This is a genomic window from Nakamurella multipartita DSM 44233, assembly GCF_000024365.1.
GTDB classification, from domain to species: Bacteria; Actinomycetota; Actinomycetes; order Mycobacteriales; family Nakamurellaceae; genus Nakamurella; species Nakamurella multipartita.
The window spans coordinates 2667095-2692282 of sequence record NC_013235.1 but is presented as its reverse complement, the minus strand read 5'-3'; the positions used below and the strand labels follow the sequence as shown (position 1 = coordinate 2692282).

Annotated in this window: 26 protein-coding genes and 3 pseudogenes; 17 read left to right on the top strand and 12 right to left on the bottom strand. The window is 71.8% G+C overall.

All coding sequences use genetic code 11. The features are described from left to right. Positions 1-13 precede the first annotated feature (13 nt). The 3 genes from NAMU_RS12145 to NAMU_RS12135 all read right to left on the bottom strand — a co-directional run bounded on the left by NAMU_RS12145 (position 14) and on the right by NAMU_RS12135 (position 2412). Positions 14-514, bottom strand: coding sequence for an SRPBCC family protein (locus NAMU_RS12145; RefSeq protein ID WP_015747701.1), 501 nt, complete (start codon positions 512-514; stop codon positions 14-16). Between the two features lie 194 nt (positions 515-708). Beyond that, positions 709-1371 carry a response regulator transcription factor gene (locus NAMU_RS12140; protein WP_015747700.1) on the bottom strand — a complete coding sequence of 221 codons (663 nt, stop codon included), beginning with the start codon at positions 1369-1371 and terminating at the stop codon, positions 709-711. Between the two features lie 72 nt (positions 1372-1443). Further along, positions 1444-2412: a TIGR03557 family F420-dependent LLM class oxidoreductase gene (locus NAMU_RS12135; RefSeq protein WP_015747699.1), complete on the bottom strand. Its 969-nt coding sequence runs from the start codon at positions 2410-2412 to the stop codon at positions 1444-1446. A gap of 174 nt (positions 2413-2586) precedes the next feature. Between NAMU_RS12135 and NAMU_RS12130 the strand changes: the two genes are divergently transcribed. Next, a complete protein-coding gene (locus NAMU_RS12130; RefSeq protein WP_015747698.1) occupies positions 2587-3111 on the top strand; it encodes a flavodoxin domain-containing protein in 525 nt (174 codons plus the stop codon). 214 nt (positions 3112-3325) lie between these two features. Continuing rightward, positions 3326-4558, top strand: coding sequence for an AI-2E family transporter (locus NAMU_RS12125; protein ID WP_052307915.1), 1233 nt, complete (start codon positions 3326-3328; stop codon positions 4556-4558). A gap of 15 nt (positions 4559-4573) precedes the next feature. Here NAMU_RS12125 and NAMU_RS12120 read toward each other — a convergent pair whose 3' ends face one another. From NAMU_RS12120 to NAMU_RS12110, 3 genes and pseudogenes are all read right to left on the bottom strand, one after another. Beyond that, positions 4574-6049 carry a protein adenylyltransferase SelO gene (locus tag NAMU_RS12120; RefSeq protein ID WP_041370501.1) on the bottom strand — a complete coding sequence of 492 codons (1476 nt, stop codon included), beginning with the start codon at positions 6047-6049 and terminating at the stop codon, positions 4574-4576. Between the two features lie 337 nt (positions 6050-6386). Continuing rightward, positions 6387-6830, bottom strand: a pseudogene (gene rnhA / locus NAMU_RS31755) (ribonuclease HI); the annotation flags it as partial. A gap of 48 nt (positions 6831-6878) precedes the next feature. Further along, positions 6879-7571 (bottom strand): helix-turn-helix transcriptional regulator, encoded by a 693-nt coding sequence (locus NAMU_RS12110; RefSeq protein ID WP_015747694.1) that lies wholly within the window; start codon positions 7569-7571, stop codon positions 6879-6881. Positions 7572-7786: 215 nt separating this feature from the next. Between NAMU_RS12110 and NAMU_RS12105 the strand changes: the two genes are divergently transcribed. From NAMU_RS12105 to NAMU_RS12080, 7 genes and pseudogenes are all read left to right on the top strand, one after another. After that, entirely contained in the window at positions 7787-8164 is a 378-nt protein-coding gene (locus NAMU_RS12105; RefSeq protein ID WP_015747693.1) for a RidA family protein, read from the top strand. A gap of 156 nt (positions 8165-8320) precedes the next feature. Continuing rightward, the gene (locus NAMU_RS12100; protein WP_245544885.1) at positions 8321-9520 is read left to right on the top strand and encodes a type III PLP-dependent enzyme domain-containing protein; all 1200 of its coding nucleotides are present in this window, start codon (positions 8321-8323) and stop codon (positions 9518-9520) included. 50 nt (positions 9521-9570) lie between these two features. Then, positions 9571-11204, top strand: a pseudogene (locus NAMU_RS31750) (N-acyl-D-amino-acid deacylase family protein). A gap of 45 nt (positions 11205-11249) precedes the next feature. Next, a pseudogene (locus NAMU_RS31605) lies at positions 11250-11591 on the top strand (GntT/GntP/DsdX family permease); the annotation flags it as partial. Positions 11592-11682: 91 nt separating this feature from the next. Beyond that, complete coding sequence (locus NAMU_RS30435) at positions 11683-12774, top strand: GntP family permease (RefSeq protein WP_217180823.1); 1092 nt, start codon at positions 11683-11685, stop codon at positions 12772-12774. A gap of 60 nt (positions 12775-12834) precedes the next feature. Beyond that, entirely contained in the window at positions 12835-13482 is a 648-nt protein-coding gene (locus NAMU_RS12085) for a bifunctional 4-hydroxy-2-oxoglutarate aldolase/2-dehydro-3-deoxy-phosphogluconate aldolase (RefSeq protein ID WP_015747691.1), read from the top strand. Continuing rightward, entirely contained in the window at positions 13479-14435 is a 957-nt protein-coding gene (locus tag NAMU_RS12080) for a sugar kinase (RefSeq protein WP_015747690.1), read from the top strand. The genes NAMU_RS12085 and NAMU_RS12080 overlap by 4 nt, the downstream gene beginning before the upstream one ends. Before the next feature lie 35 nt (positions 14436-14470). Here NAMU_RS12080 and NAMU_RS12075 read toward each other — a convergent pair whose 3' ends face one another. The 4 genes from NAMU_RS12075 to NAMU_RS12060 all read right to left on the bottom strand — a co-directional run bounded on the left by NAMU_RS12075 (position 14471) and on the right by NAMU_RS12060 (position 16770). Further along, positions 14471-15319 (bottom strand): Fpg/Nei family DNA glycosylase, encoded by an 849-nt coding sequence (locus tag NAMU_RS12075; protein ID WP_015747689.1) that lies wholly within the window; start codon positions 15317-15319, stop codon positions 14471-14473. Between the two features lie 169 nt (positions 15320-15488). Beyond that, entirely contained in the window at positions 15489-15827 is a 339-nt protein-coding gene (locus tag NAMU_RS12070; RefSeq protein WP_015747688.1) for a histone-like nucleoid-structuring protein Lsr2, read from the bottom strand. 176 nt (positions 15828-16003) lie between these two features. Next, entirely contained in the window at positions 16004-16498 is a 495-nt protein-coding gene (locus NAMU_RS12065; protein WP_015747687.1) for an SRPBCC domain-containing protein, read from the bottom strand. Positions 16499-16527: 29 nt separating this feature from the next. Continuing rightward, positions 16528-16770, bottom strand: coding sequence for a hypothetical protein (locus tag NAMU_RS12060; RefSeq protein ID WP_015747686.1), 243 nt, complete (start codon positions 16768-16770; stop codon positions 16528-16530). Between the two features lie 333 nt (positions 16771-17103). On the opposite strand from NAMU_RS12060, the gene NAMU_RS12055 reads away from it, so the two are divergent. The 5 genes from NAMU_RS12055 (at position 17104) to NAMU_RS12035 (ending at position 21735) form a co-directional block, all read left to right on the top strand. Further along, entirely contained in the window at positions 17104-18147 is a 1044-nt protein-coding gene (locus NAMU_RS12055) for an iron chelate uptake ABC transporter family permease subunit (protein ID WP_015747685.1), read from the top strand. After that, entirely contained in the window at positions 18144-19211 is a 1068-nt protein-coding gene (locus NAMU_RS12050) for a FecCD family ABC transporter permease (protein ID WP_015747684.1), read from the top strand. The genes NAMU_RS12055 and NAMU_RS12050 overlap by 4 nt, the downstream gene beginning before the upstream one ends. Next, positions 19208-20068: an ABC transporter ATP-binding protein gene (locus tag NAMU_RS12045; protein ID WP_015747683.1), complete on the top strand. Its 861-nt coding sequence runs from the start codon at positions 19208-19210 to the stop codon at positions 20066-20068. The genes NAMU_RS12050 and NAMU_RS12045 overlap by 4 nt, the downstream gene beginning before the upstream one ends. A gap of 258 nt (positions 20069-20326) precedes the next feature. After that, positions 20327-21115 (top strand): ABC transporter substrate-binding protein, encoded by a 789-nt coding sequence (locus NAMU_RS12040; RefSeq protein WP_052307914.1) that lies wholly within the window; start codon positions 20327-20329, stop codon positions 21113-21115. 47 nt (positions 21116-21162) lie between these two features. Further along, positions 21163-21735 (top strand): DUF1707 SHOCT-like domain-containing protein, encoded by a 573-nt coding sequence (locus NAMU_RS12035; RefSeq protein ID WP_015747682.1) that lies wholly within the window; start codon positions 21163-21165, stop codon positions 21733-21735. Between the two features lie 79 nt (positions 21736-21814). On the opposite strand, the gene NAMU_RS12030 is transcribed toward NAMU_RS12035, so the two are convergent. Continuing rightward, positions 21815-22750, bottom strand: coding sequence for a TIGR03621 family F420-dependent LLM class oxidoreductase (locus NAMU_RS12030; protein ID WP_015747681.1), 936 nt, complete (start codon positions 22748-22750; stop codon positions 21815-21817). A gap of 45 nt (positions 22751-22795) precedes the next feature. Then, positions 22796-23269, bottom strand: a complete 474-nt coding sequence (locus tag NAMU_RS12025) for a GNAT family N-acetyltransferase (protein ID WP_217180822.1) — start codon at positions 23267-23269, stop codon at positions 22796-22798. Between the two features lie 57 nt (positions 23270-23326). On the opposite strand from NAMU_RS12025, the gene NAMU_RS12020 reads away from it, so the two are divergent. From NAMU_RS12020 to NAMU_RS12010, 3 genes are all read left to right on the top strand, one after another. Beyond that, a complete protein-coding gene (locus NAMU_RS12020) occupies positions 23327-24193 on the top strand; it encodes an Fpg/Nei family DNA glycosylase (RefSeq protein ID WP_015747679.1) in 867 nt (288 codons plus the stop codon). A 9-nt stretch (positions 24194-24202) separates the two neighbouring features. Continuing rightward, a complete protein-coding gene (locus NAMU_RS12015; protein ID WP_015747678.1) occupies positions 24203-24565 on the top strand; it encodes a CHY zinc finger protein in 363 nt (120 codons plus the stop codon). Between the two features lie 129 nt (positions 24566-24694). Next, positions 24695-25177 (top strand): HNH endonuclease, encoded by a 483-nt coding sequence (locus NAMU_RS12010; protein ID WP_015747677.1) that lies wholly within the window; start codon positions 24695-24697, stop codon positions 25175-25177. The last annotated feature ends 11 nt before the right edge of the window (positions 25178-25188 follow it).

The window sequence follows — 25188 nt, the reverse complement described above, 5'->3', positions numbered from 1 at the left end:
CGCGGCCGCCCGATCAGTCGGCCGCGATCTGGTCGGGGGCGGTGTTGGTGGCCGGCCGCAACCGGCCCGGCCGGTCGGCCGCCCGCCGTTCGGCCAGGTAGCTCAGGCGCCGCAGCGCCTCGACGTTGCGGGGGCGCAGCAGGGCCGAACGCAGCGGCGGCGGCACGAGCTTGCCCGGACCGGACACGGCGTCCTCGACGATCCGAACCCGGGCACCGGAGCCGAGCGGTTCGATCTCGATGAGCACCTCGGCCTCGCCGCTGGGCCAGGCCCGCGCACGCAGCCGCAACGAACGGGCCGGTTCGCAGACCAGCACGCTGGTCGTGTCGTTGATCAGCAGCGGCCAGGAGCCCACCGAATGGTGGATCCGGCTGTCCGGCGCGGGCCAGGACGCATCGACGTCCCGGATGCGCGAGGCGCCGACCACCCACAGCCCGTACAGCCACCCGTCGGCCAGCACGTCCCACACATCACCGGGGGTGCAGTCCATGTCGCGATACGTCGTTGCTGCCATCGTGGCTCCTCATGCGGTGAATGACTCACGGGTGCACTGGGCCGGCACCGGATTCCCGCCGGGTTGCTCCGGCAAAGACGTTGCCGCACGCTACTTTTCGCTCCCGGTGAGCCGGGTGCGACGCGGTGCTGCGGTGGTTCAGTACCCGCCCGGCGGCCGGCCCACACACCGGGCGGTCCGCCCGAGCGTCGGCATCAGGGGCTGCGCCAGTCGTCGAGGCGGTGGCTGGTCGGCGCGAACCCGTGATGCACGCCCCACAACACGGCCTGGGTCCGGCTGGACACCCCGATCTTGCGATAGACCGAGCGGATGTAGGACTTGATGGTGTTCGGGCTCAGGTAGGTCATCGACGCGATCTCGGCGTTGCCGCGACCCTGGGTGATCAGGGCCAGGATCTCCGCCTCCCGGTCGGTCAGCCCCTCGGCCCGGCCGGGCCAGTCGAGTCCGGGCGCGCTGTGCACCCGCCGCGGCGGCACGCTGACGACGACCTCGCCGCCATGCACCGCCTCGAGCGCCTCGACCAGTTGCCGCGCCGGCAACGACTTGGCCAGGTAGCCATGGATCCCGCGCCGCCGCGCCGCCGCGATCAGGGCCGGGTCGAAGCTCCAGGTGTAGATGACGACCCTGGCCGCGTGCGCGTTGTCCAGCAACGCGTGGATGTCGTGGCGGTCGGACTCCGGCTGCGCGAAGGTGTCGTACAGCGCGATGTCGACGTCGACCGAGACCGGTTGCTGCACGTCGAGCTCGACGACGGTGATCCGGTCACCGAAGGGCGCGAGCATGTGCGCCAGCCCGATCACGACGACGTCGTAGTCGTCGACCAGGGCGATGCGGATGGGTGAACTGGGCCGGCTCATGGTCGGCACCATCCTCTCACCGCTGGCCGCTCACTCCTCGCCTTTCGCTCCTGTCGTCGCACTCCCGGCCGCTCATGCCCGCAACACCGGCAGCACCTCGTCGCGGTAGAAGTCGAAGAAGCCGGCCAGGTCGCTATTGGCGTCCCGGCCGCCGATCTGCGAGAGGTAGACCTCGTCGAACCCGGCCTGCGCGAACGGGCGGAAGGCGGCCACGTGCCGCTCCACGTCCGGCCCGTAGGCGATGGCGTCCCGGGTCATCTCTCGGGTGACCAGCTCGCTGACCTGCTCGAAGTGTTTGGGACTGGGCAACACCTGGGAGAGCTCACCGGGCACCCCCGAGTTGGCCCACAGCCGGTGCGCGGTGTCGATCGCGCGCTCCGGATCCCGGCCCCAGCACACCTTGTAGCCCGCCTGGGCGGGCTTGCCGGCCCCGCCGGCGGCCCGGAACCCGGCCAGTCCCTCCCGGTCCGGCGAGGTGGAGATGAAGCCGTCGCCGATCCGGCCGGCCAGTTCGACCGCGTTCGGTCCGAACGCCGACACGTACACCGGCGGGGGCTGGTCAGGGAGGGTGTAGATGCGGGCGTTTTCCACCGTGTAGTGCTTGCCGTGGAAGGTGACGAACTCCCCGGTCCACAGCCGCCGCATCACCTCGACGGCCTCCTCGAGTTGCTCCAGGCGCTGGTGGATGGACGGCCAGCGGGCGCCGGTGACGTGCTCGTTGAGTGCCTCCCCGGTGCCCACGCCGAGCCGGAACCGGCCGTCCAGCAACACCGACGAGGTGGCCGCGGCCTGGGCGGTGATGACCGGATGGATCCGGGTGGTCGGGCAGGTCACCGCCGTGGTCAACGGCAACGAGCAGACCTGGGCGATGGCGCCGATCATCGACCAGACGAACGGGCTCTGGCCCTGTTCGTCGTTCCAGGGGTGGAAGTGGTCGGAGATCCACAGGGCCTCGAAGCCCGCCTGTTCGGCTCGCCGGGCCTGGTCGAGCAGTTCGGCGGGGGTGTATTCCTCGGACGAAAGAAAGTAGCCGATCTTCACGGTCCCCAGGTTGCCCCGACCGTCGCCCGGTCAAACCACGCGACCGCGCGGTCGGGGGACCTTCGGCCCTGCCGCGGCCGCCGCGACCGAGTCACCCTGGAATTGAGAGTGCCTGCGCCCGAGCGGCTTCGAGGGCCGCGCAGGCGCAACTCGATGCTGAGAGGTGGATGGATCATGTCCAAGACCCTGGTGGCGTACGCCAGCAAGATGGGCGGCACCGAGGGGATCGCCCAGGCCGTGGCCGAGGAGTTGCGCGGCGCCGGACTCGAGGTGGATCTACGTCCGGCCGACGACGTGTCCGGCTTCGATGCCTATGACTCGGTGATTCTGGGCAGTGCCGTGTACGCCGGGCGGTGGCGCCGGCCGGCCCGCCGGCTGCTCAAGCGTCTGGTGGCGGCGAACTCGATCGAGCACCCGATCCGGGTGTGGCTGTTCCACAGCGGCCCGACCGGTCCAGAGCACGCCGACGGGGTCGTGCCCGCGCCCGGTGATGTCGCGGCCGCCGCGATCGCCCTCGGCTGTGCACAGCCGGCGACCTTCGGTGGCCGGATCGAAACGGCCACGGCGAAGGGCTTCCTGGCCAAGAGCATGGCCAAGGGCGACCTGGCCGGCGATTTCCGGGACTTCGACCGGATCAGGACCTGGGCCGACGGCATCGCGGCCGAGCTGAGCGCCCCGGCCACGCCCCCGTCGCACTGATCCCACCGGATCGACCCGACGGTCGGCCCCGCGAGGGGCGGGCATCGGGGTGGCGCGGTGTACTGGAGAGGCGAGCGTCGCTCTCCAGGACGCGCCACTGGGATGGGAGCACTGCCATGACCCCTGCGGGCACGTGGTCTCCGGGTTCGCCTGGTGACCGGTCGACACCGGATCCGGGCCCGGTCCCGGCCACGGCGGCCGCGCGGCCGGCGTCATGATCCCGCACCGGGGCCGGCGTCACGAACCGGCCGCGAACTCCGACCCCATCGCCGTCGACCACCCGGCGGTGGAGTCGACGGCGGGTCCCGGCCCCGCGGCGGACGCGCCGCCCCCGGCCCGCCGGATCCGGATCTCGCTGGACCAGCGCGAGATCCAGGCGGCCACGATCAGGATCCTGGTCATCGTCTCGGCCTGGCTGATCGCCGCCTGGGTAGTCGGCGTCGTGCAGCACTTCCTGTTCCTGATCCTGCTCGCCTGGCTGGCCGCCATCGCCATGGAGCCGGCCATCCGCTGGTTCCTGCGCCGCGGCGTGCGCCGGACGCGGGCCACCGCCGCGGTGGCCGTCCCGGTGGTGCTCATCGCGGTCGGCCTGGTCGTGACCTTCGAACAGATGCTGTTCGAGCAGACCGCGGCGCTGGTCCGGTCGGCCCCCGATCGGGTGCAGAGCATCGTCGACCAGCTCAACTCGACCTTCGGCCTGAACCTGCAGGCCTCGCAGATCATCGTGACGCTGCGCCTGGAACCGGACCAGATCCAAGGCGTGGCCAACGATCTGGCGCTCGGCGCGCTGGGCTGGCTCGGTTCCCTGGCCTCGGTGGTGTTCGACCTGGTCACGGTGGCGGTGTTCACCTTCTACATTGCCGCCGCCGGGCCGCGGCTGGTCCAGGAGGTGGCCGTGTGGCTGCCGCCGGAACGCCAACCGATCCTCGGCGCGATCTGGGACATCGCCGAGCAGAAGACCGGTGGCTACGTGGCGTCCAAGATCGTGCTCGCCGCCCTGTCCGCGGTCTTCCACGGCATCTTCTTCTGGGCCGTCGGCCTCCCCGGGTGGCTGCCGCTGGCGCTGCTGGCCGGCATCACCGCCCAGTTCGTCCCGGTCATCGGCACCTACATCGGCGTGGCCGCCCCGATGATCGTCGCCCTGGCCGACCAGCCGATCACCGCGGTGTGGATCCTGCTGTTCGCCATCGTCTATCAGCAGATCGAGACCTACGTGCTCACCCCGCGCATCTCCCGGCGAACGATGGAGGTCAACCCGGCGATCGCACTGGCCGCCGTCTTTGTCGGGGCGGCCATCTGGGGACCGATCGGCGCCATCATCGGGGTGCCGATCGCCGCGGTGGTGGTCTCGGTCGTGCAGACCTACGGGCGGCGCTACGAGCTGGTGCCCGAACTGGCGGCGACCGACCGGCACGACGAACCGTCGGACCCGCCGGAAGATCGGTGAGCGGGCCCTGATGCTTCAGGTTCCGCAGAAGGTCCGGTAGGCGCCGAAGTCGTCGGGGGCCGGCTCGGCGTACCGCTCGAGGCCGGGTCGCGGCTGGTAGGGCGCCGAGACCGCGGCCAGTAGCTCGCCCACCGGATCCAGATCGCCGCCGGTGGCCGCCTCCAGCGCCTGTTCGATCAGGTGGTTGCGGGGAATGTAGACCGGATTGGTGCGGTCCATCAGCTCGCCGTCCGGCGCGACCGCGCGCCAGCGCTGCGCCCACTCGTCGAACGCGGCGATGTCCAGGACCAGGCTGCGGGCCGGCTCGGTGTCGCCGCGGGCGGCGACGCCCAACGCGCGGAAGAAGCCGGTGTAGTCGACGCGGCTGCCCTGCAGCTGGTCGAGCAGCTCGTCGATCAGGGCGGCCGCGACGTGATCGTCCACACCGTCGTCCAGGCCATCGGGCAGGCCCACCTTGGCCCGCATCCCCCGCGTCCAGGTCGCCTGGTAGCGGTCGCCGAAGCGGCCCAGGGCCTGCGTGGCCAGGTCGACGGCGGCTTCCTGGTCGTCGGCGAACAGCGGCAGCATCGCCTCGGCCAACCGGGCCAGATTCCACTGGGCGACCACGGGTTGGTTGCGGTAGGCATACCGGCCGCCGGTGTCGATCGAGCTGAACACCGTCGCCGGGTCGAAGGCGTCCAGGAACGCGCACGGACCGAAATCGATGCTCTCACCGGAGATCGTCATGTTGTCGGTGTTCATCACCCCGTGCACGAACCCGACCAGCATCCAGCGGGCGATCAGCTCGGCCTGGGCCGCGACCACCGCATCGAACAGGGCGAGGTAGGGCTGCTCGGCGACCGCCGCCTGCGGATAGTGCCGGGCGATCGCATGGTCGGCCAGCCGCCGCAGCAGCTGCCCGTCGCCGGTCCCCCGGGCGAACTGGAACGTGCCGACCCGCAGGTGACTGCTCGCGACTCGAGCGAGAACCGCTCCGGGCAAGGTACTTTCGCGATACACGGGACGCCCGGTGGCGACCACGGCCAGGGATCGGGTGGCCGGGATGCCCAGCGCGTGCAACGACTCACTGATCACGTACTCGCGCAGCATCGGCCCCACCGCGGCCAGCCCGTCACCGCCCCGGGCGAACGGGGTGCGACCCGAACCCTTCAGGTGCAGGTCCCGCAGCCGCCCGTCGACATCGACCAGCTCGCCCAGCAGCAGGGCCCGACCGTCACCCAGCCGCGGCGAGAAGCCGCCGAACTGATGCCCGGCGTAGGCCTGGGCGACCGGGGTGGCGCCGTCCGGCAGCACGGTGCCGGTCAGCAGGCGCAGGCCGTCCGGCGTGCGCAACCAGTCCGGGTCCAGACCCAACCGGCCGGCCAGCGGTTCGTTGAGCACCAGCAACGTGGGGTCGTCGACGGGTTGGGCCGGCCAGGCGATGGCCAGTTCGGGCAGTTCGCGCGCGAACCGGCCGTCCAACGCGACGGACGAGGTGGGGGCGACAGTCACCTGGCCCACGGTACGTGCGGGCCGGCCCCGCCGGGACCGACCTGTCCGCACGGCGTCTTCGACGTCAGGGTCCTCAGGCCGCCGCCGCGCACCCCGCGCAGACCCACTGTCCACCGGCCTGCCGGATTCGGTCCCCGACCTTGATCGCGGCCCGGCACTGCGGGCAGGTGCCGGGGAACCGGGCCGCCATGGCACCGGGCCGGCTCGCCTTCTTCGCACCGCCGGCCGGCGCACCCTGGCCGCCGGCGGTCACGCCCGGGCTGTCGGCGGGCGCACTCTGGCTGCGGGCCGGCGCGCGCCGGCTGCGGCCGGGGCGCCCGTCCCCGGCCGGGCCCGCCCCCATGCCGCCCGGCACCCCCTCGTTGGCCAGCGCGTCCGCCCGCTCGTTGCCGGGATCCCCGGCGTGACCCTTGACCCATTGCCAGTCGACCGTGTGCCGATTCGCCTGCTCGTCCAGGTCCTGCCACAGGTCGACGTTCTTGACCGGCTGCTTGCTGCCGGTCAGCCAGCCGTTGCGGCGCCAGCCGGCCAGCCATTTGGTGATGCCGTTGAGCACGTAGGTGGAATCGGCGTGCACGGTGAGCTGGCTGCCGGCCGGCAGGCTGCGCAGCGCCTCGACCACCGCACGCAACTCCATCCGGTTGTTGGTGGTGGCCGGCTCGCCGCCGGACAGTTCCACGTCCGGCTGTCCGGGCACCCGGATCAACGCACCCCAGCCGCCCGGCCCGGGGTTGCCCCGGCAGGCTCCGTCCGACCACACCTGAATCCGCTGCTCACTCACGAGCGATGATCCTGCCTGACGACGGTAGGGCCTGCGGACCCCGGATCGTCAGGAGGCCGCCTTGCGCAGCTCGTCGAGATAGGCGTAGGCGGTCACCTTCGAGATGCCCAGGCGGCGGGAGACGAGTTCGACCGAGCGGCGGATCTCGAACGCTCCCTGCTGGTCGAGCGTGGCCAGCACGTCCATGCGATCGGACCGGTCCATCATCGACACGGGCTTGCCCACGGCGTCGACCGCGGATTCGAACAGCGTGTCCAGGACGGTCGCGATGTCGGGGGCGTGGGTCTCCTTGGCCCGGGTGTCGGACCCGGTCGCGGGCAGCAGCGATCCGATCAGCGCCTGTGCGTGCTGCAGCGGCGTGAGGTCGACGTTGACGCACAGCGCGCCGATGATGTGGCCGGCCGCGTTGCGGTAGTACACCGACGAGGAGTGCAGCTGGCGCCCGTCCTCGGTCTGCCCGCGGTACCCGAAGGCGTTGTGCTCGGCGGCCTCGTCGCGCAGCACCTGCAGGCCCAGGTTGGTGGACGGGCCACCGACCGATCGGCCCGTCACCTGGGGGTTCTCGATGGCCCGAATGGTGTGCCGCAGGTCGACGTGCCGGCTGGACAGGTCGTGCAGCACGACCTCGCAGTGCGGGCCGACGGCGGTGGCGATGGCCTTCATCACCGGAGCGAGCAGGGCCTGCAGCTCCTCGATCGTCTCCACGGTGCCGCCCGGTCCGGCCGTGCTCTGCTGGCTCATTCGTCGCTCCTCGTTCGCCGGCCCCTGCCGGCCACCCGACCCACCTTAACAATTTGTCTTGGGTATGGACAGATGGTCCGCCTCTGCCTTACTCTTTGTTCAGCGGTTGACAGTCTGTTCAGGCACCGCGGTCCGCCCGGTCCCCGAAACGCCTGTCGACGCCCGTTGATCCGAGGCAGCACCTTGCTCCCTCCTCGAGAAGATTGGTTCGATCGATGTCCAAGACCTGCCTGTCCACCGAGCTGTCCTCGCCTCCCGGCGGGCCGTACTCCCAGATCGTGATTCACGACGGCCTGGTCTATCTGGCCGGTTCCACCCCGCACCGGCCCGGCTCCGGCGACCTCGTCGACGGCGACTTCGACGAGCAGGCCCGGCGCGCCTTCGACAACCTGCAGGCCCTGGCGGTCGCGGCCGGGACCGACCTGGCCAACGCCCTGAAGGTCACCGTCTACCTGCGGGACATGGCGAACTTCCCGGCGATGAACGACCTGTTCGGCAAGTACATGGGGGACCGGCCCCCGGTGCGCACCACCATCCCGGTGGACCTGCCCGGCTTCGAGATCGAGATCGACGCGATTCTCGCCGCCGCCTGACCTGCCCTGGCTCCGCCGGACCCGACCCGCATTGGAGAATCGAATGCCTGCCCCTCGCTCGGCCACCCCAGATCTGGTGCTCGGCCCCAGCACAAGTCGATCCCGCCGGCCCTGTGGGGCCGCGCGGTCGGGCCGGCGGTGGCCGGTGCGCCCCGGTTGAGCGAGTTCGGCACTCCCCTGCTCACGATCGACAACGGCGTCCTGGAAAGGAATCTGGCCCTCATGGCGCGCTGGACGGCCGAGCGGCAGCTGGATCTCGCGCCGCACGGCAAGACCACCATGGCGCCGGCGTTGTGGGCCCGGCTGTTCGACCACGGCGCCGCCGCCCTCACCCTGGCCACGCCCTGGCAGGCTCAGCTGGCCCGCTCGTTCGGGGTCGAGAAGATCATGCTGGCCAACACCCTGGTCTCCCCCGGTGGCATCGACTGGATCTCGGCGGAGCTCGACGGCGACCCGGCGTTCGAATTCCGCAGCTGGGTCGACGGCCTGGATGCGGTCCGCATCCTGCGGCAGGCGCTGGCCGCCCGCGGCGCGGTCCGGCCGCTCGAGGTCATCGTGGAACTCGGCGGCGCGGGCGGCCGCACCGGCGCCCGCACCGTCGATGAGGCCATCGCCATCGCCCGCGCGGTGTCCGCCGCCCCGGAGTTGCGGCTGGTCGGGGCGGGCGGGTACGAGGGAGCGCTGGCCCACGACCGGTCCGCCTCCGGGCTGGCCGCCGTCCGGGGCTACCTGCGGGACCTGGCCCAGCTGCATGCCCGGCTGGATCGTGACGGTCTCTACGGGACCGACCTCGCCGTCGTCACCGCCGGCGGCAGCGCGTACTTCGACCTGGTCGCCGACGAGCTCGGTGCGCTGGTCGACGTCGACGGGGCCCGCGGCATCGCCACCCGGGTGGTGCTGCGGTCCGGCGCCTACCCGATCCACGACGACGGCTTCTACCGCTCGATCTCCCCGTTGGACGGCGCCGCATCGGACGAACCCGAGCACCTGGAATCGGCCATGCGCGCCTGGGTGACCATCGTGTCCACCCCGGAGCCCGGCCTGGCCCTGTTCGACGCCGGCAAGCGCGACCTGCCGTTCGACGAGGGCCTGCCCACGGCCCAGCTGATCCGCGGTCGATCCGACCGGGACAGCGCCCGCGCGCTGGACGGCGCCAAGGTCACCGCGCTCAACGATCAGCACGGTTTCCTGCGCTTCCCGCCGGCGGCCGCCGGGGAGCTGACCGTCGGCACCGTGCTCCGGTTGGGCCTGTCCCATCCGTGCACCGCCTTCGACAAGTGGCGGTTGATCCCGTTGATCGACGACCACACCGTGACCGACCCGGCCGTCCTCGACCTGGTCCCCACCTACTTCTGACCCGCTGCTGACCCGGGTTCGCGCCTGCCCGCCCCGACCTGAAGGACACCATGACCACCCCCACGCGCCAAGCCGATCTGGTCCTGGCCGGCGGCACCGTCGTCGACGGCACCGGCGAACCGGGCTACCGCGCCGACGTCGCGATCAGCGGCTCGCGGATCACCCGGATCGGTGACTGCGCCGACCTGATCACCGATCCGGCGACCGCGCGAACGATCGACGCCGCCGGCCTGGTCGTCGCGCCCGGCTTCATCGACATGCACGCCCACTCCGACCTGCAGATCCTGCTCAACCCCGACCACATCGCCAAGATCAGCCAGGGTGTGACCACCGAGGTGCTCGGCCAGGACGGCCTGTCCTACGCGCCGGTGGACGACACCGTGCTGGCCCAGGTCCGCCGGCAGATCGCCGGCTGGAACGGCAATCCGCCCGATTTCGACTTCAGCTGGCGCACGGTCGCGCAGTTCCTCGACCGGCTCGACGAGGGCATCGCGACCAATGCCGCCTACCTGGTCCCGCAGGGCACCCTGCGGCTGCTCGTCGTCGGCCCGGACGACCGGCCGGCCACCGCCGGCGAGATCACCACCATGCAAGAGATTCTCGCCGAGAGCCTGCGCGCGGGAGCGGCGGCCTGTCCAGCGGGTTGACCTACACCCCGGGCATGTACGCCGACACCGGCGAGCTGGCCGCGCTGTGTGAGGTGGTCGCCGCGCACGGCGGGTACTACTGCCCGCACACCCGGTCCTACGGCGCCGGCGCGCTGGCCGCCTACACCGAGATGCTCGACTTGGCCCGGTCGACCGGATGCCCGGTGCACCTGACCCACGCCACCATGAACTTCGCCGAGAACGCCGGCCGGGCCGGGGAATTCCTGACCCTGGTGGACGCCGCGTTGGCCGACGGCTGCGACATCAGCCTGGACACCTACCCGTACCTGCCGGGCTGCACCACGCTGTCCGCACTGCTGCCCAGCTGGGCCGCTGCCGGCGGTCCCGACGCTCTGCTGGCCCGGTTGGCGGACCCGGACGACCGGGAGCGGATCCGGATCGACGTCGAGGAGAAGGGCTCCGACGGCTGTCACGGCGTCACCGTGGACTGGGACACGATCCAGATCAGCGGCGTCGGAAACCCGGAACTGGCCGGCACGGTCGGGTCGACCGTCGCCGAAATCGCGGCGCGGCAGGGTCGTTCAGGCACCGAGGTCTTCTTCGACCTGCTGCGCGAGGACCAGCTGGCCACCACCATCCTGCAGCACGTCGGGCACGAGGACAACGTGCGGGCGATCATGCAGCACCGGACCCACATGGGCGGCAGCGACGGGATTCTCGTCGGCGACCGGCCCCACCCGCGGGCGTGGGGCACCTTTCCGCGGTACCTGGCCCGGTACAGCCGCGAGCTCGGCCTGCTCGGCCTGGAGGACTGCGTCGCCCACCTGACCGGCCGTCCGGCCAGCCGGCTGCGGCTGGCCGACCGCGGGTTCGTCCGCGAGGGCTACGCCGCCGACCTGGTGCTGTTCGACCCGGCCACCGTCGCCGACACGGCGACCTTCACCGATCCCCGGCAGCGGGCCACTGGGATTCCCTACGTCCTGGTCAACGGCGTCCTCGCCGTCGACCACGGCCAGCCGACCGGCCAGCGAGCCGGCCATGCCCTGCGCCGCACGCACCACCACTCCGTCGCCTGACCCGCCCCGGTCGCCCACCCACCCACTCATTCGATTGGACCGACAATGACCGTCGTCTCCTGGTTCCAGGACACCACCGGTGGCCTGCTGACCCTCTGCGCCATCGCCGTGGCCGTCCTGCTCTTCCTGATCATCAAGGTCAAACTCGAACCGTTCATCGCCCTGGTCCTGGTCGGCCTGGGCCTGGGCCTGGCTGCCGGATTGTCCGTCACCGAGCTGGTCGGCACCGCCCTCAAGTCCGGGGATTCCCTGCTGGAGACCGGCTTCGGCGGCATCCTCGGGCACATCGCGGGGATCATCGGCCTGGGCACCGTGCTCGGCGCGATCCTGGAACGCTCCGGGGGCGCCGACACGCTCACCAACGTGCTGATGCGGCTGTTCGGCGAGAAACGGGCACCGATCGCCATGGGCCTGCTCGGCCTGATCGTCGGCATCCCGGTCTTCTTTCGACATCGGCATCTTCGTCCTGGCGCCGCTGGTGTACGTCACCGCCCTGCGCGCCCGCCGTTCGCTGGTGCTCTACGCGTTGCCGATGCTGGCCGGTCTGTCCATGACGCACGCGTTCCTGCCGCCGCACCCCGGCCCGGTCGCCCTGGCCGGCCTGCTCGGCGTGGACCTGGGCTACCTGATCATGATGGGCCTGGTCTGTGGTCTGCCCGGGTTCGTGGCCGCCGGCCTGGTCTGGGGCACCTGGATCGGCAAGCGCGTCATGGTCGAGGTGCCCTCCGACTTCATCGTCGGCGAGACCGAACACGGGCGGGCCGACGATTCCGCCGCCCCGACCGACTCGACCGACCCGACCGGCTCGGCCGGTGGCTCCGGTTCGGGCCCGGCGCCGAGCGGCGGCGGTGCTCCGGCCCGGACGGTGACCAAGCCGGCGGTCGAGCTGGGCGTCGACGCTCCGAAGATGCCGCTGGTCGCGTTCGTCATCGCCGCGCCGCTGGTGCTGATCCTGGGCGCGACGTTCGGCACCATGTTGCTGCCGGCCGAGAGCGGCCTGCTGCCCTGGCTGACCTTCTTCGGCAACCCGGCTGTGGCCCTGCTCATCGCCGTGCTGCTCTCGTTCTACTTCCTGGGCGTGCGCCGTGGCATGTCGGTGGCCGCGCTGGGCAAGCTGACCGGTGAGTCGCTCAAGCCGATCGGCATGATCCTGCTGGTGGTCGGCGCCGGCGCCTTCTTCGGCAAGGTGATCTCCGCGACCGGCATCGGTAGCGCGCTGGCCGAGACCCTGTCCGCCTGGGGCCTTCCGGTGATCGTGCTGGCCTACGTGATCAGCTGCGGCCTGCGGATCGCCCAGGGGTCGGCCACGGTGGCCATCGTCACCACCGGCGGCATCGTCGGACCGCTGGTCGCCACCGCCGGCTACTCGCAGATCCAGCTCGCCCTGATCGCGATGGCCATCGCGGCCGGCTCGATCATCTGCAGCCACGTGAACGACGGCGGCTTCTGGATCATCGCGAAGTACTTCAACATGACGGTCAAGCAGACCCTGCAGACCTGGACCGTGCTCGAGACGGTGCTCTCGGTCGTCAGCTTCGCCGTCGCCGGAACGCTGTTCGCCATCATCTGACCGGCCCGAGGCGACCGCCCGGCCGGCCGATCCCACCACCCCCACCCAGAGGACACCCTGATGCCCACCCGTCTGGACCTACCCCCTGCCGTCAGCGCGTCCGGTGTCGTCGCCGTGCTGCGTGCGGCGCACGCCGACCGCTATCCCCCGGTGGTCGAGGTGCTCGCCGAGAACGGCGTGCACGCCATCGAAGTGACCATGAGTACGCCCGGCACGCTGGACGCGGTCGAGGTCCTGCGCGCCCGGATCTCGGGCAGTGGCGCCGCGGTGGGCGTGGGCACCGTCACCGACGCCGACACCGCCCGTCGGGTGGTCGAGGTCGGCGGGGAGTTCGTCGTGACCCCCACCACCGATCCCGAGGTCATCCGAATCGCGGTCGAGGCGGGCATTGCCGTCTACCCGGGGGCGCTGACCCCCACCGAGGTGCTCGCCGGGTGGCGGGCCGGCGCCACCGCCGTCAAGCTGTTCCCGGCCTCGACCGTGGGACCGGCCTACCTGGGGCACCTGCGTGGTCCTTTCCCGCAGATCCCGATCCTGCCGTCCGGCGGCTTCGGTGTCCCCGAGATTCCCGAGTGGATCGGCGCCGGTGCGGTGGCCGTGAGCATGGGCTCCTCGCTGATCGGCGACGCCCTGCGCGGCGGCAGCCTGACCGACCTGGCCCGTCGTTGCCGCGACGCGGTCGACGCCGTCCGCAAGGCCCGGTCGTGACCGGGGCCGGGACCGCCCGGGGCGGGGTGCTGACCGCCGGCGAAAGCCTCGGCCTGGTCGTCACCGACGGCCCCCTGCACGAGCAGCGGACCCGCGTCGGCTTCGGTGGTGCCGAGTCGAACGTCGCGATCGCGCTGAGCCGCCTGGGGGTGCCGGTCACCTGGGTGAGCCGGTTGGGCCATGACCCGTTCGGCGACCTGATCGCGCGGGAGCTGCGCGCCGAAGGGGTCGCCGTCCGGGCCGAGCGCAGCGACGCCGACCCGACCGGCCTGATGGTCAAGGAGCGGCGGCCGATGGGCCGCAGCCGGGTCCGCTACTACCGGTCGACCAGTGCGGCCACCCGGCTGGCCGGCGCCGACGTCACCGCCGAGCAGCTGGCGCAGGCCGCGGTGGTGCACCTGACCGGGATCACCACCGCGATCTCGGCCGGCGCCCGGTCCGCCGTGTTCGACATCGCCCGCCGTGCGCGGCGGGCCGGCGCCCTGGTCTCGTTCGACCTCAACCACCGGGCCAGGCTGTGGGACCGGGCGCAGGCCGCCGAGACCTACCGGCGGATGCTGCCGCTGACCGACGTCGTCTTCGCCGGTGACGACGAGGCCCGGATCCTGTTTCCCGACATCGAGGACCCGGCCGAGCTGGCCGCCGCGCTCGGCGGGCTCGGTCCGACCGAGGCGGTCATCAAGCTCGGCGAGCGAGGGGCGCTGGCCCGCACCGCGGGCGGCGTGCACCGTCGGGCCGCGGTCGCCATCGACCCGGTCGACACCGTCGGGGCCGGCGACGGATTCGTCGCCGGCTACCTGTGCGAACTGCTGGCCGGCGCACCGGTGCCGGTCCGGCTGCGCACCGGCACCCAGGTCGGCGCCTATGCCTGCCTGGGGGCCGGGGACTGGGAGTCCATGCCGACCCGGGCCGATCTGCTGGTGCCGGACACCGGCGATCTGGTCGACCGCTGAGCGGCACCCCGAACCGGTCCGGGGTGCCGGGCGGCTCAGCCGCGGGCGGCCGGCACCCGGCGCCGGCTCGTCCGTTGGCAGCTCGGGCACCAGAACAGGTTCCGGCCACCCAACGTCGTGGTGCGCACCGGGGTGGCGCAGACCAGGCAGGCCTGATCGGCCCGCCGGTAGACGTAGACCTCGCCCCCGTGCCGGTCCACCCGGGGTGCCCGGCCCATCGCCACCGGGTCGTGCTCGGGGCGGACCGTGTCGATCCGGCCCTTCCGGACCGCGTCATGCATCAGCCCGACCAGGTCGGTCCAGATCGCGTCCCATTCCTTGCGGCGTAGCAGCCGGCCCTGCATCATCGGGTCGATCCGATGCCGGTAGAGCACCTCGGCGCGAAAGATGTTGCCCACCCCGGCACTGATCCGCTGGTCCATCAACAACAGCCCGATCGGCGTCGCCGACCGGCGGACGCGAGCCCACCCGACCTCGGGGTCGGCGTCCTCGCGCAACGGGTCGGGCCCCAGCGGGTCGGTGATGGACCGGATGCCGGCGTCGTCGACGAGCTTGCAGGCCTGCGGCCCCCGCAGATCGGCGTAACCCCGCTCGTTCTCCACCCGCCACCGGATCGCTCCGGTGATCGGGCGGGCCGCACCACCCCCGTCGTCGCCGACGAAGGCCAGCTTGCCGGCCAGGCCGAGGTGCACGTGCACCGCCCGATCGCCGAAATGCACGAATAGGTTCTTGCCGTAGGCCTCGGCGGCGTCCAGCAGGTGCCCATCGACCTCGCCGGCCTCCTCGGCAAAGCGACCCTGCGGGCTGGTCGATCGGACCGGCGCGCCGGCGAGCCGTTCGGTGAACCCGATCGCCAATCGGTGGGTCACATGACCTTCAGGCATGCCCGGCAGTCTGCCAGGCCGGCCCGCCACCCCGGGACCGGCGGTGGTTCACGGCGAAACGGGCGACGTCCGGTGAATCCGCGCACAGAAAACCCGAGCACCCGGCCCATTCCGCGAAGCGGAATGAATGGGGTGCTCGGGTTTCGACGTCGCGGACGTCACACGGCAATCAGTGGGCCGCTTCGAACGCCTCGATGAGCGTCTTGGAGATACGACCCCGCTCGGAAACCTCGAAGCCGTTCTCGCGCGCCCATTGGCGGATTGCGTGGGTCTGTTCGCGGTCCGTGCGCTCGGTCTTGGCCTGACGGGGCTGGCGCGCGGACTTCTCACCCCGGACCTGGCGCGCAGCTGCGACGAACTTGGCCAGCACACTCTCCAGTTCCTCGCGGTGCGCGGCATTCAGGTCGATCTCGAAGTGCGAGTCACCCAAACCGAAAGCACAGGTCACCACGTCTTCGGTGGTGCCATCAATATCGTCGACCAAAGTCGTCACAGTCTGCGTAGCCATGACGTAGATCGTACGGTAACGGCCGTCATCAGCGCGCCAAGTCCATGGTCGCGTCGTGCTGCCCAACAACGACCGGGAATCACCGACAACCTTGTCGGAACGTAATGCGGCGGCACCGGCCGGACAATGCCGTCCGGGCCAATCAATGCCATTCCCGCGACGGTGCCGTCCGGCCCTCAATGAACGGGGCGATCGTCCGGTTTGCCGTCATTGTCGCTCAGGTGGCGGGCCAGACCGACCAGCGATTCGGTCAGGCCCTGGGCATGATCGACGGCGGCGATGCCCGGCGGGACGTCCTGCGCCCGGAAAACGACCAGGGTGGCCTCGCCACGCGGGATCAACTCCCAGGTCATCACCATCGTCCCGGCGAAATCCGGATCGGCGGACTCGAAGTCCACCGCCTGCACCAGCCGGTGCGATGGGACGAGGTCCAGGAAACGGCCCTCGACGACGTCGGTCGCGGCGGACGACTTGCCCGCTCCCGCCGCATCCGGCGGATAGGTCAGCACCATGCGATAGGTGCCGCCGGGCCGGGCGTCGAAATGCTCGACGGTCGCGGTCATGGCCGCCGGAGGCAGCCAGAGCTCGAGTTGGCGGGGATCGGTGCAGGCCGCCCACACCCGGGCCGCCGGAGCGTGAACCAGCAGGGCGGCCTCATCGGTGCGTCCCACGCGACCTCCGGAACGAGCCGACCGGCGGCTCAGCGCGCAGGGCGCTGGCCGGCCGAACCGCGCGCGACGTCGATCTCCTGCATCTTGCGAACGACCCGGTCCGCTCGGCGGGTCAACCATTCGGCCCGCTCGGCCTCGGCTCCGGTGATCCGGCCCAAGCCCGAGGAAATCACGCCCAGTTCGTCGACGTAACCCTTGCGCGTCCCGACCTCGGCTTCCTGCCAGGTGCGCTCAATGAAACTGATCCTGCGACTCATGATTTCGACCGACACAATATTCTCCCAGGTTGACCCCCACTGTACGCCGCAGGGATGCCAGCCGATTCCCGGCCGACCGATCGGGCGGTGGACCGGCGGTGGGCTCACGGTGGCCGGACGAGGATCGGCCGTCCGCCCGCCGGCTGGCCTGGGAGCAGTGCTCGGTCCCCGCCGCGGGACATCACCAGGGCCAGCCGGACGGACGTTCTCCTGCCAACCAAGGCAAGCCTAGCCAGAGTGCCAGCCTGGTCGCAAGCGCCAGGCGACCGATAAGTGCTGATTGGCCGGTCTTTTTGGGTCACGGCTAGATGGTCACGAGAAGGCACCTATTGTTGTTAGGCTCACCTAATGGCAGCCGGTCCCCTCGTCTCGACGCCTGCCGTGGCTGGTACCGGGATCGGCGGTGGGCGCGGGGTGCTCACCGTTGCGGTCGGGGTGGGCCTGCTGGCCCTGCTCACGGTGGCCAGCGTCTTCATCGGGTCGGGCGATATTCCGGTCGCCGATGTGTGGGCCGCACTGCAGCAGGATTCCGGCCGCTCCACCGATTTGATCGTGCGGCAGTTCCGGATTCCTCGCACCCTGCTGGCCATCGTGGTCGGCATTGCACTCGGCCTCGCCGGCGCGATCATCCAACCGCTCACCCGCAACCCGCTGGCCGACCCGGGCATCCTCGGCGTCAACGCCGGCGCCTATGCCGCGGTGGTCGGGGCCGCCGCCATCCTCGGATCCTCGATGACGACCGTCCTCGTCGGCTTCGCGATGATCGGCGCCCTGGTGGCGGCGGTGATCGTCTACGGCGTCGGCACCACCGGGCCGGCCGGCGGGACCCCGACCAGACTCGTACTCACCGGTGTCGCCCTCGGCGCGGTGCTGACCGGGATCAGCTTCGCCGTCACCCTGGTCAAACCCGAGGTCTTCGATCGGGTGCGATTCTGGAGCGCCGGGTCGTTGCAGGGACGTCAGTTCGACACGCTCTGGGCCGTCCTGCCGTTCATCGTGCTGGGCACGATCATCGCGCTGCTGCTGCCCCGGGCCCTGAATGCGCTGTCGCTGGGTGAGGACCTGGCCGTGTCCCTGGGGTCCCGTCCGGGGACCACCAAGCTGGCCGGAGTCCTCGCCGTCACCCTGCTCTGCGGCGCGGCCACCGCCGCGGCCGGGCCGATCGCGTTCGTCGGGCTGATGGTGCCGCATGTGCTGCGCGCCATCGTGGGTCCCGACCAGCGCTGGATCATCCCGCTGAGCCTGCTGGCCGCCCCCGTGCTCCTGCTCACCGCGGACATCCTCGGCCGGGTCGTGGTCTCCGCCGAACTGCCGGTCGGCGTCGTCACAGCGTTCCTCGGGGCGCCCGTGCTCATCGCCCTGACCCGGCGCAAGGGGGTCCGCGGGCTGTGAGCGGCCTCGACGTTCCTGCGCCGCGGTGGCCGGCGGCGATCGCCCCGGTCCGGGTCGGCCCCTGGAGCCTGCGGGTCGGCGTCCGCGCGGCCACCGTCACCGTCGTCGTACTGTTGCTGGCGCTGGTCGTCGGGGTGTGGTCGCTGACCGTCGGCAGCGCCGGAATCGGTGTGCCCGAGGTGATGTCGGCCCTGGGCGGCAGTGCACCCGCGGGCCAGACCCGGATCGTGGTCGAGTGGCGACTGCCTCGGGTGGTCCTGGCTCTGCTGGGCGGCGCGGCGCTGACGGTGAGCGGGGCGGTCTTCCAGTCGGTGACCCGCAACCCGTTGGGCAGCCCGGACCTCATCGGGTTCAGTGCCGGCGCTTCCACCGGCGCCCTGCTGGCCGGCCTGGTGGCCGCCGGCAGCACGATGGGCACCTCGCTCGGGGCGCTGGCGGGGGCGCTGCTGACCGGACTGGCCGTCTACCTGCTCGCCGTCAAGCAGGGCATCGCGGCGTCCCGGATCCTGATCGTCGGGATCGCGCTGAGCATGTTCCTGAGCGCGTTCAACACCTGGCTGCTGACGACGATGCGCCTGGAGCAGGCGATCTCGGCCGCCAGTTGGGGGGCCGGATCGCTGGCCGACATCGGCTGGTGGCACACCGTCCCGGTGGCCATCGGACTGCTGGTCGCGCTCCCGATCGTGCTGTGGTTCGCCGCCGACATGCGGATGCTCGAAATGGGCGACGACGCTGGCCGCGGGGTGGGCGTCCGCGCGGAACCGGTCCGGTTGATCCTGCTGGGCTCGGGCGTGTTGCTGGTCGCGCTGGTGACGGCCGCAGCCGGACCGATCGCCTTCGTCGCCCTGGCCGCCCCGCAGCTGGCCATGCGGATCACCGGTACCCCGGGCATCCGCATCGTTCCCGCGGCGGCGGTCGGCGCGCTGCTGCTGGTGAGCAGCGACCTGATCGCCCGGACGATCATTGCGCCGGCGCAGCTCCCGGTCGGCGTGGTCACCTTGTGCCTGGGTGGGGCGTACCTGGTCTGGCTGCTGGGCCGATCCGGACGGCGGGCCCGCGGATGACGACCAACCCCGACCCCACCCCGGAGCGGGCGGTTCGGTTGCAGGCGCGCGGCCTGACCACCGGTTACGGCGGCCGCCCGATCATCACCGATCTGGACATTCCAGTGCCCGACGGCAGTTTCACCGTGATCATCGGCCCGAACGGGTGTGGCAAGTCGACCCTGCTGCGATCGCTGGCCCGGCTGATCAAGCCGGCCGGTGGCGCCGTCCTGCTCGACGGAGCCGACATAGCCCACACCCGGGCCAAGCTGCTGGCCCGGCAGATCGGACTGCTGCCGCAGACCTCGACCGCTCCCGAGGGCATCACCGTGATCGACCTGGTCAGCCGCGGCCGGCACCCCCACCAGAGCGCCCTCAAGCGGTGGAGCGAGGCGGACGAGAAGGCCGTGCAGGACGCGCTGGCCCTGACCCGGCTGACCGAGCTGACCACCCGCGTCGTCGACGAACTCTCCGGCGGGCAGCGGCAACGGGTGTGGATCGCGATGGCCCTGGCCCAGCAGACCCCGCTGCTGTTGCTCGACGAACCGACGACCTACCTGGACATCTCGCACCAGATCGACGTGCTGGACCTGTGCACGAGCCTGCAGCGGGCCGGCCGGACCCTGGTGGCCGTGCTGCACGACCTGAACCAGGCCGCCCGTTACGCCACCCACCTGATCGTGATGCAGGACGGCCGGCTCGTCGCCCGCGGCCACCCCGCCGACGTCGTCACCGCCGAGCTGATCCGGCAGGTGTTCGGCGTGGGCGTGCGCGTCATCGCCGACCCGGAGACCGGCCGGCCGCTGATCGTCCCGCACGCCCCGGCCCCGTCCCCCGCCCCCCACGCTCGGCCCACCCCACCGGAAGGACCCGCATGAGACCGACCCGAATGATCACCGCCGTGGCGGCGGCCGCCGCCGCGCTCGTCCTGAGTGCCTGCAGCGGTGCCAGTTCCGGGGCCGCTCCGAGCGCGAGCGGCACCACCCCGGCGACCAGTGCCGCCGCCAGCGGCCCGGGGGCGGCGGCCGAGCTCCCGGCCACCGTCGACACCATGTTCGGCCCGGTGCAGATCCCGGCCCCAGCGGACGGCGAGCTGACCGTGGTCGCGCTGGGGCTGGTCGGACGCGGAGGTCGCGTTGGCCCTCGGGGTCAAGCCGGTGGCCGTGTACGACTGGCAGAGTTTCGGCGCGGCGCACAAGGGCGTCGGGCCGTGGGCGAGCGAGCTGTTCGGCGATGCCGAACCGACCATCCTGGCCAACGTCGGCGACGCCCTGGACTACGAAGCGATCTCCGTGCTCGAGCCGGACCTGATCCTGAACACCCGATCGGCCGGCGACCAGGCCCAGTACGACCGGCTGTCGACCATCGCCCCCACCGTCTCGCCGCCCGCCGGGACCGCCGCCTTCGGCACACCCTGGGCCACCCAGACCCAGCTGGTGGCCGACGCACTCGGCCAGAGCGCGGCCGGCGCGGCGCTGGTCGACACGGTGCAGGACACCATCACCGCGGCCGCGCAGGCCAATCCGGGATTCGCCGGCCGGACCGCGGTGGCGGCGACCAAGTTCGGGGACGCCTACGGCGCCTACATCTCCGGGGACGCGCGGTGGGATCTGCTGGCCGCCTTGGGGTTCGCACCGAACCCGGCCGTGCTGGCGCTGCCTGCGCAGGGCTTCTACGTCCCGGTGTCCGGCGAGCAGGTCAGCGCCTTCGACGCCGACGTCGCCGTGATGTTCCCGATCGGCTACACCCTGGACGAGCTCAAGGCCGACCCGCTGATCGCCTCGTTGGCCGTGGTCAAGGACGGGCGCACCGTGTTCCTGGGCGCCGACGACGAGCTGTCCCAGGCATTCAGCGCGGCCAGCCCGTTGAGCATTCCGATCGCGGTGCAGGGCATCACCCCGCAACTGGCTGCCGTCATCGGCTGACCCGGACCGCCCGGGACGCCTTGGCCTGACTCGGTAGCATCGGAACGGTGACAGATCCTGCCGCATCGGACACCCTGCGTATCGGCGACCGGGAACGGGAGCAAGCCGTCGCGTTGCTGCATGACGCGGTCGGCCGCGGCTATCTGGACCTCGGCGAGTTCGAGGAACGGTCCCGCGCCGTGTATGCCGCGCGCACCCGGGGCGACCTGCGACCCGTGCTGATCGACTTGCCCACGGCGGCGGCTCTTGTCGCGCCGCCGGTGGGCGGGCCGGCGGTCGCCGCGCGACCCGACACCGTGGACATCGACTGGACCACGGTGAAACGTCGCGGCCGGTGGGAAGTCCCGGCGCACCTGATCATTACCGGCTCGATGGGCAACGCCGACCTCGATCTGCGGGAGGCCGCGGTCCCGGCGGGCGGCTGCATCATCGAGGTCCTGGCGTCCTGGAGCACCGTGAAGATCCGGCTGGGCTCGTCGATCGCGGCGCGGGCGGACGGGTTCCAGGGCGGTTCGATGTCGACGTTCAAGGACAAGGCCGGCCCGCCGCCGGTGCCGGGCGGCCCGATCGTCGAGCTGCGCGGCCGGCCGAACTGGACCAGCGTCATCGTCCGGCGCTGATCGCCAGTGCCGATCACCCGCGCCGATCGTGCGGGCCGCCGACCGGCATGACGGTCGGCCGCCGTCCCGGGCTCGGCGCTCAGGTCCCGGCCAACCGGGCCAGTACCGGGTCGAGCTCGCCGGGGGTGCCGAGCATGAACGAGGTGATCCCCAGCTCGGCCCGCAGCTGTTCGAACTTGTCGGCCAACCGCCCGGCGGATCCCAGGAACAGGTGGGGTGAGTCGAGCACCTCACGTGCGGTCAGCCGCGTACCGGTGGCCTGCTCCAGGGCCGCGATCACCGTGGCCACCTCGCCGTCCAGGTCGTCGGTGAGCACCGGCGGCCAGCCGGACGGGTAGACGTTGAAGACCAGCTCCGGGTACCGATCACCGGCCGCCCGCGCCACCCAGTCCAGCTTCTCCCGGGTCGCCTCCAGGGTCAGCGATCGCGCGTCCAGCCCGGCGGCGGTGATCCGCGGGGCCAGCCCCACGATGTCGGCCTCGCGCCCGGCCAACGCGAGCGTGCGCCGGCCGCCACCGCCGATCATCACCGGCGGGCACGGCCGCTGCACGGCGGCCTCACCGGTGTAGTCGGTGATCCGGTAGTACTCGCCGGTGAACGAGAACGGTTGCCCGGTCAGGCATTGCTTGATGACCGTGACCGCCTCGGCCAACCGGGCCTGACGGACCGGGGTGGGGTCGAACGGCAGCCCGATGGCGTCGTACTCCGGCTTGTTCCAGCCGGCGCCGATCGCCACGTCCAGCCGGCCGCCGGAGAGCACGTCGATCGCGGCCAGGTCCTGGGCCAGTACCGCCGGGTGGCGCAGATCGTTGTTCAGCACGAACGCGCCGACCCGCAGGGTGGTGGTGGCCGCGGCGATCGCCGTCATCGCCACCACCGGGGAGAGCTGGCCGAGCAGGTGGTCGGGCACGACCATCGCGTGGTAGCCCAGTCCCTCGGCCCGGCGGGCCTGTTCGGCCAGTTCCGCTCCGCCCACGATCGCCCGGGCATCGGTCAGGAAGGTGAAGGGGCGCATCGGTTCATTCTCCGCTCGGCGGCACCCCGGGGCAGTCGGACCAGGTCAGGTCAGTTCCCGGAAGTAGTACAGCAGCGGGGTGTCGTCCCCGACCTCGGTGTTGCGGTAGCCGTGCCGTTCGTAGAACCGGGGCGCTCCCCCGCCGTCCCCGTCGACGTTGATCTCGACGACCTCGCCGCCGCGACGGCGGACCTCGGCCTCGACCGCGGCCAGCAACCGGGCGCCCAGGCCCCGGCTCCGCTGCTGCGGCCCGACGTACAGCTCGTCGAGGGTCGCGACGGGGCCCTCGTACCAGACACTCGTCCGCAGGCTCACCAAGGCCACCCCGATCTCCGGGCGCCCGGCCAGCAGGGCGAAGGTCGACCGGTCGGCCAGCAACCGCCGGAGCCGGCGGGTCAGCACGTCCACCTCCGGAGTCGGGGTGCCGTACTCCCGGTTGAACTCGACCAGCAGGGCCGCGACGACCCGTGCCTCGTCGGGACCGGCGATGCGGACGGCGGGCAGCGGCGTCGAGTTCACCACTCCAGCATGACCCAGGTCCGGTGGGCACCCCCGGCCCTCGCGTAGCGTGCGGGCGTGCCCGAACTGCCCGAGGTCGAGTCCGCGCGCCGGGTGCTGGCCGACGGCGCACTGCACCGCCGCATCGCCGACGTGGACGATCACGACGACTACGTCACCCGCCCGTTGACGCCGGGGGCGCTGCGCTCGGCCCTGATCGGCCGGACCTTCACCGCCGCGCACCGCCGCGGCAAATCGATGTGGTTGACCGTCTCCGGCGACCGCGACGACCCCACCGATCCCGATGCTTCGCCCGGCGACCCCGACCTGGGCATCCACCTGGGCATGAGCGGCATCGTGGTCGTCACCGGGCCGAGCGCACCCGAGGCGAGCGGCACCGACCTGGTCGGCGGTGACTACCGGCGGGACCGCGAGCAGTTCGTGGATCGCGGCGCGTACCAGCGGTTCGCGGTGACCTTCGCCGACGGGGGACGGATGCGGCTGCTGGACCCGCGCCGGTTGTCCCGGGTGCGGCTGGATCCGGACATCCAGGCCCTGGGGCCGGACGCCCTGGGGTTGTCGCCGACGGCATTCCGGACCGCGATGACCGCCGGCCGCCGGGTGTCCACGGCCCCGGTCAAGGCCCGGTTGCTGGATCAATCGGTGCTGGCCGGGGTGGGCAACCTGCTGGCCGACGAGGCACTGTGGCGGGCCAAGATCAACCCGGGCCGCGGGGTGGACACCCTGTCGACCGCCCAGCTGAACCGGCTCGGGCGGGCGGTGCAATCGGCCCTGACCGATGCCATCGCCCGGGGCGGCGTGCACACCGGCGACGTCATCGCCGCCCGGAAGTCGGGGGCCCGCTGCCCGCGCTGCGGCGGCGCGATGGTGTCCGGCGTCGTCGGGGGCCGGACGACCTGGTGGTGCAGCAAGGAGCAGCGGTAGGTTCACCCGGTGCCTGCGGCCGATCCGACCCCGTCCCCCACGATCCCGGTGCTCGGCCGGACGGTCGATCACCAGACCCGGTGCATCCACTACGCCGGCCCGACCGATGTCATCGCGATCAAGTTCGCGTGCTGCGGGTCGTACTACCCCTGTTTCCAGTGCCACCAGGAGTGCGCCGGCCATCCGGCCCGCCAGTGGCCGCCGGCGAGCTGGGACGAACCGGCCATCCTGTGCGGGGTGTGCCGGACCGAGCTGCCGATCCGGACCTACCTGAACGTGCTGGCCTGCCCGGCCTGCCGGGCGCCCTTCAACGAACGCTGCCGGCTGCACCGGCACCTGTACTTCGAGGTCGCGGCCGGCGCGGGGGGCTGACGGCGATCCGGCCGGTGTCCCGGGAAAACCACTGGGCCGCGCGGAGGTGTCGCACTAGCCTCGGTCCGCGCACTCGCCCGTCCCGGGCGTCGAGGCACCATTGCGCCGACACCGGAGGGAGGACCGAGGGTGGCCGACGTCCTGCTGACCAACGCCAGCTACCAGGTGCTCTCGCGCATCGACTGGCAGCGGGCGGTGGTGCTGGTGGTCACCGGTGAGGCCGAGCCGATCGAGTCACACCCGACCGATGTGGTTCGCTCGCAACATCTGTCGATCCCGCTGCCGACCATCGTGCGGCTGCGGGAGTACCGGTCGGTGACCTTCCGGGCGGTCGAATCGCGCCGGCCCTCGAACCGGCAGATCCAGCTGCGGGACGGCCGGCGCTGCGCCTACTGCGGCGGCCCGGGCGACACCGTGGACCACGTGCTGCCGCGGTCCCGGGGCGGCGCGGACCACTGGGACAACCTGGTCTGCGCGTGCCGTGCCTGCAACAACCGCAAGGCCGACCAGACCCCGCTGGAAGCCGGCATGCGGCTGCGCTGGTCGCCGCGGCCGATCATCGTCGGCGACGGCGACCAGCGCCGGGTCTGGGAGCTGCTCGCGGCCGGGTGACCGGCCGTGAG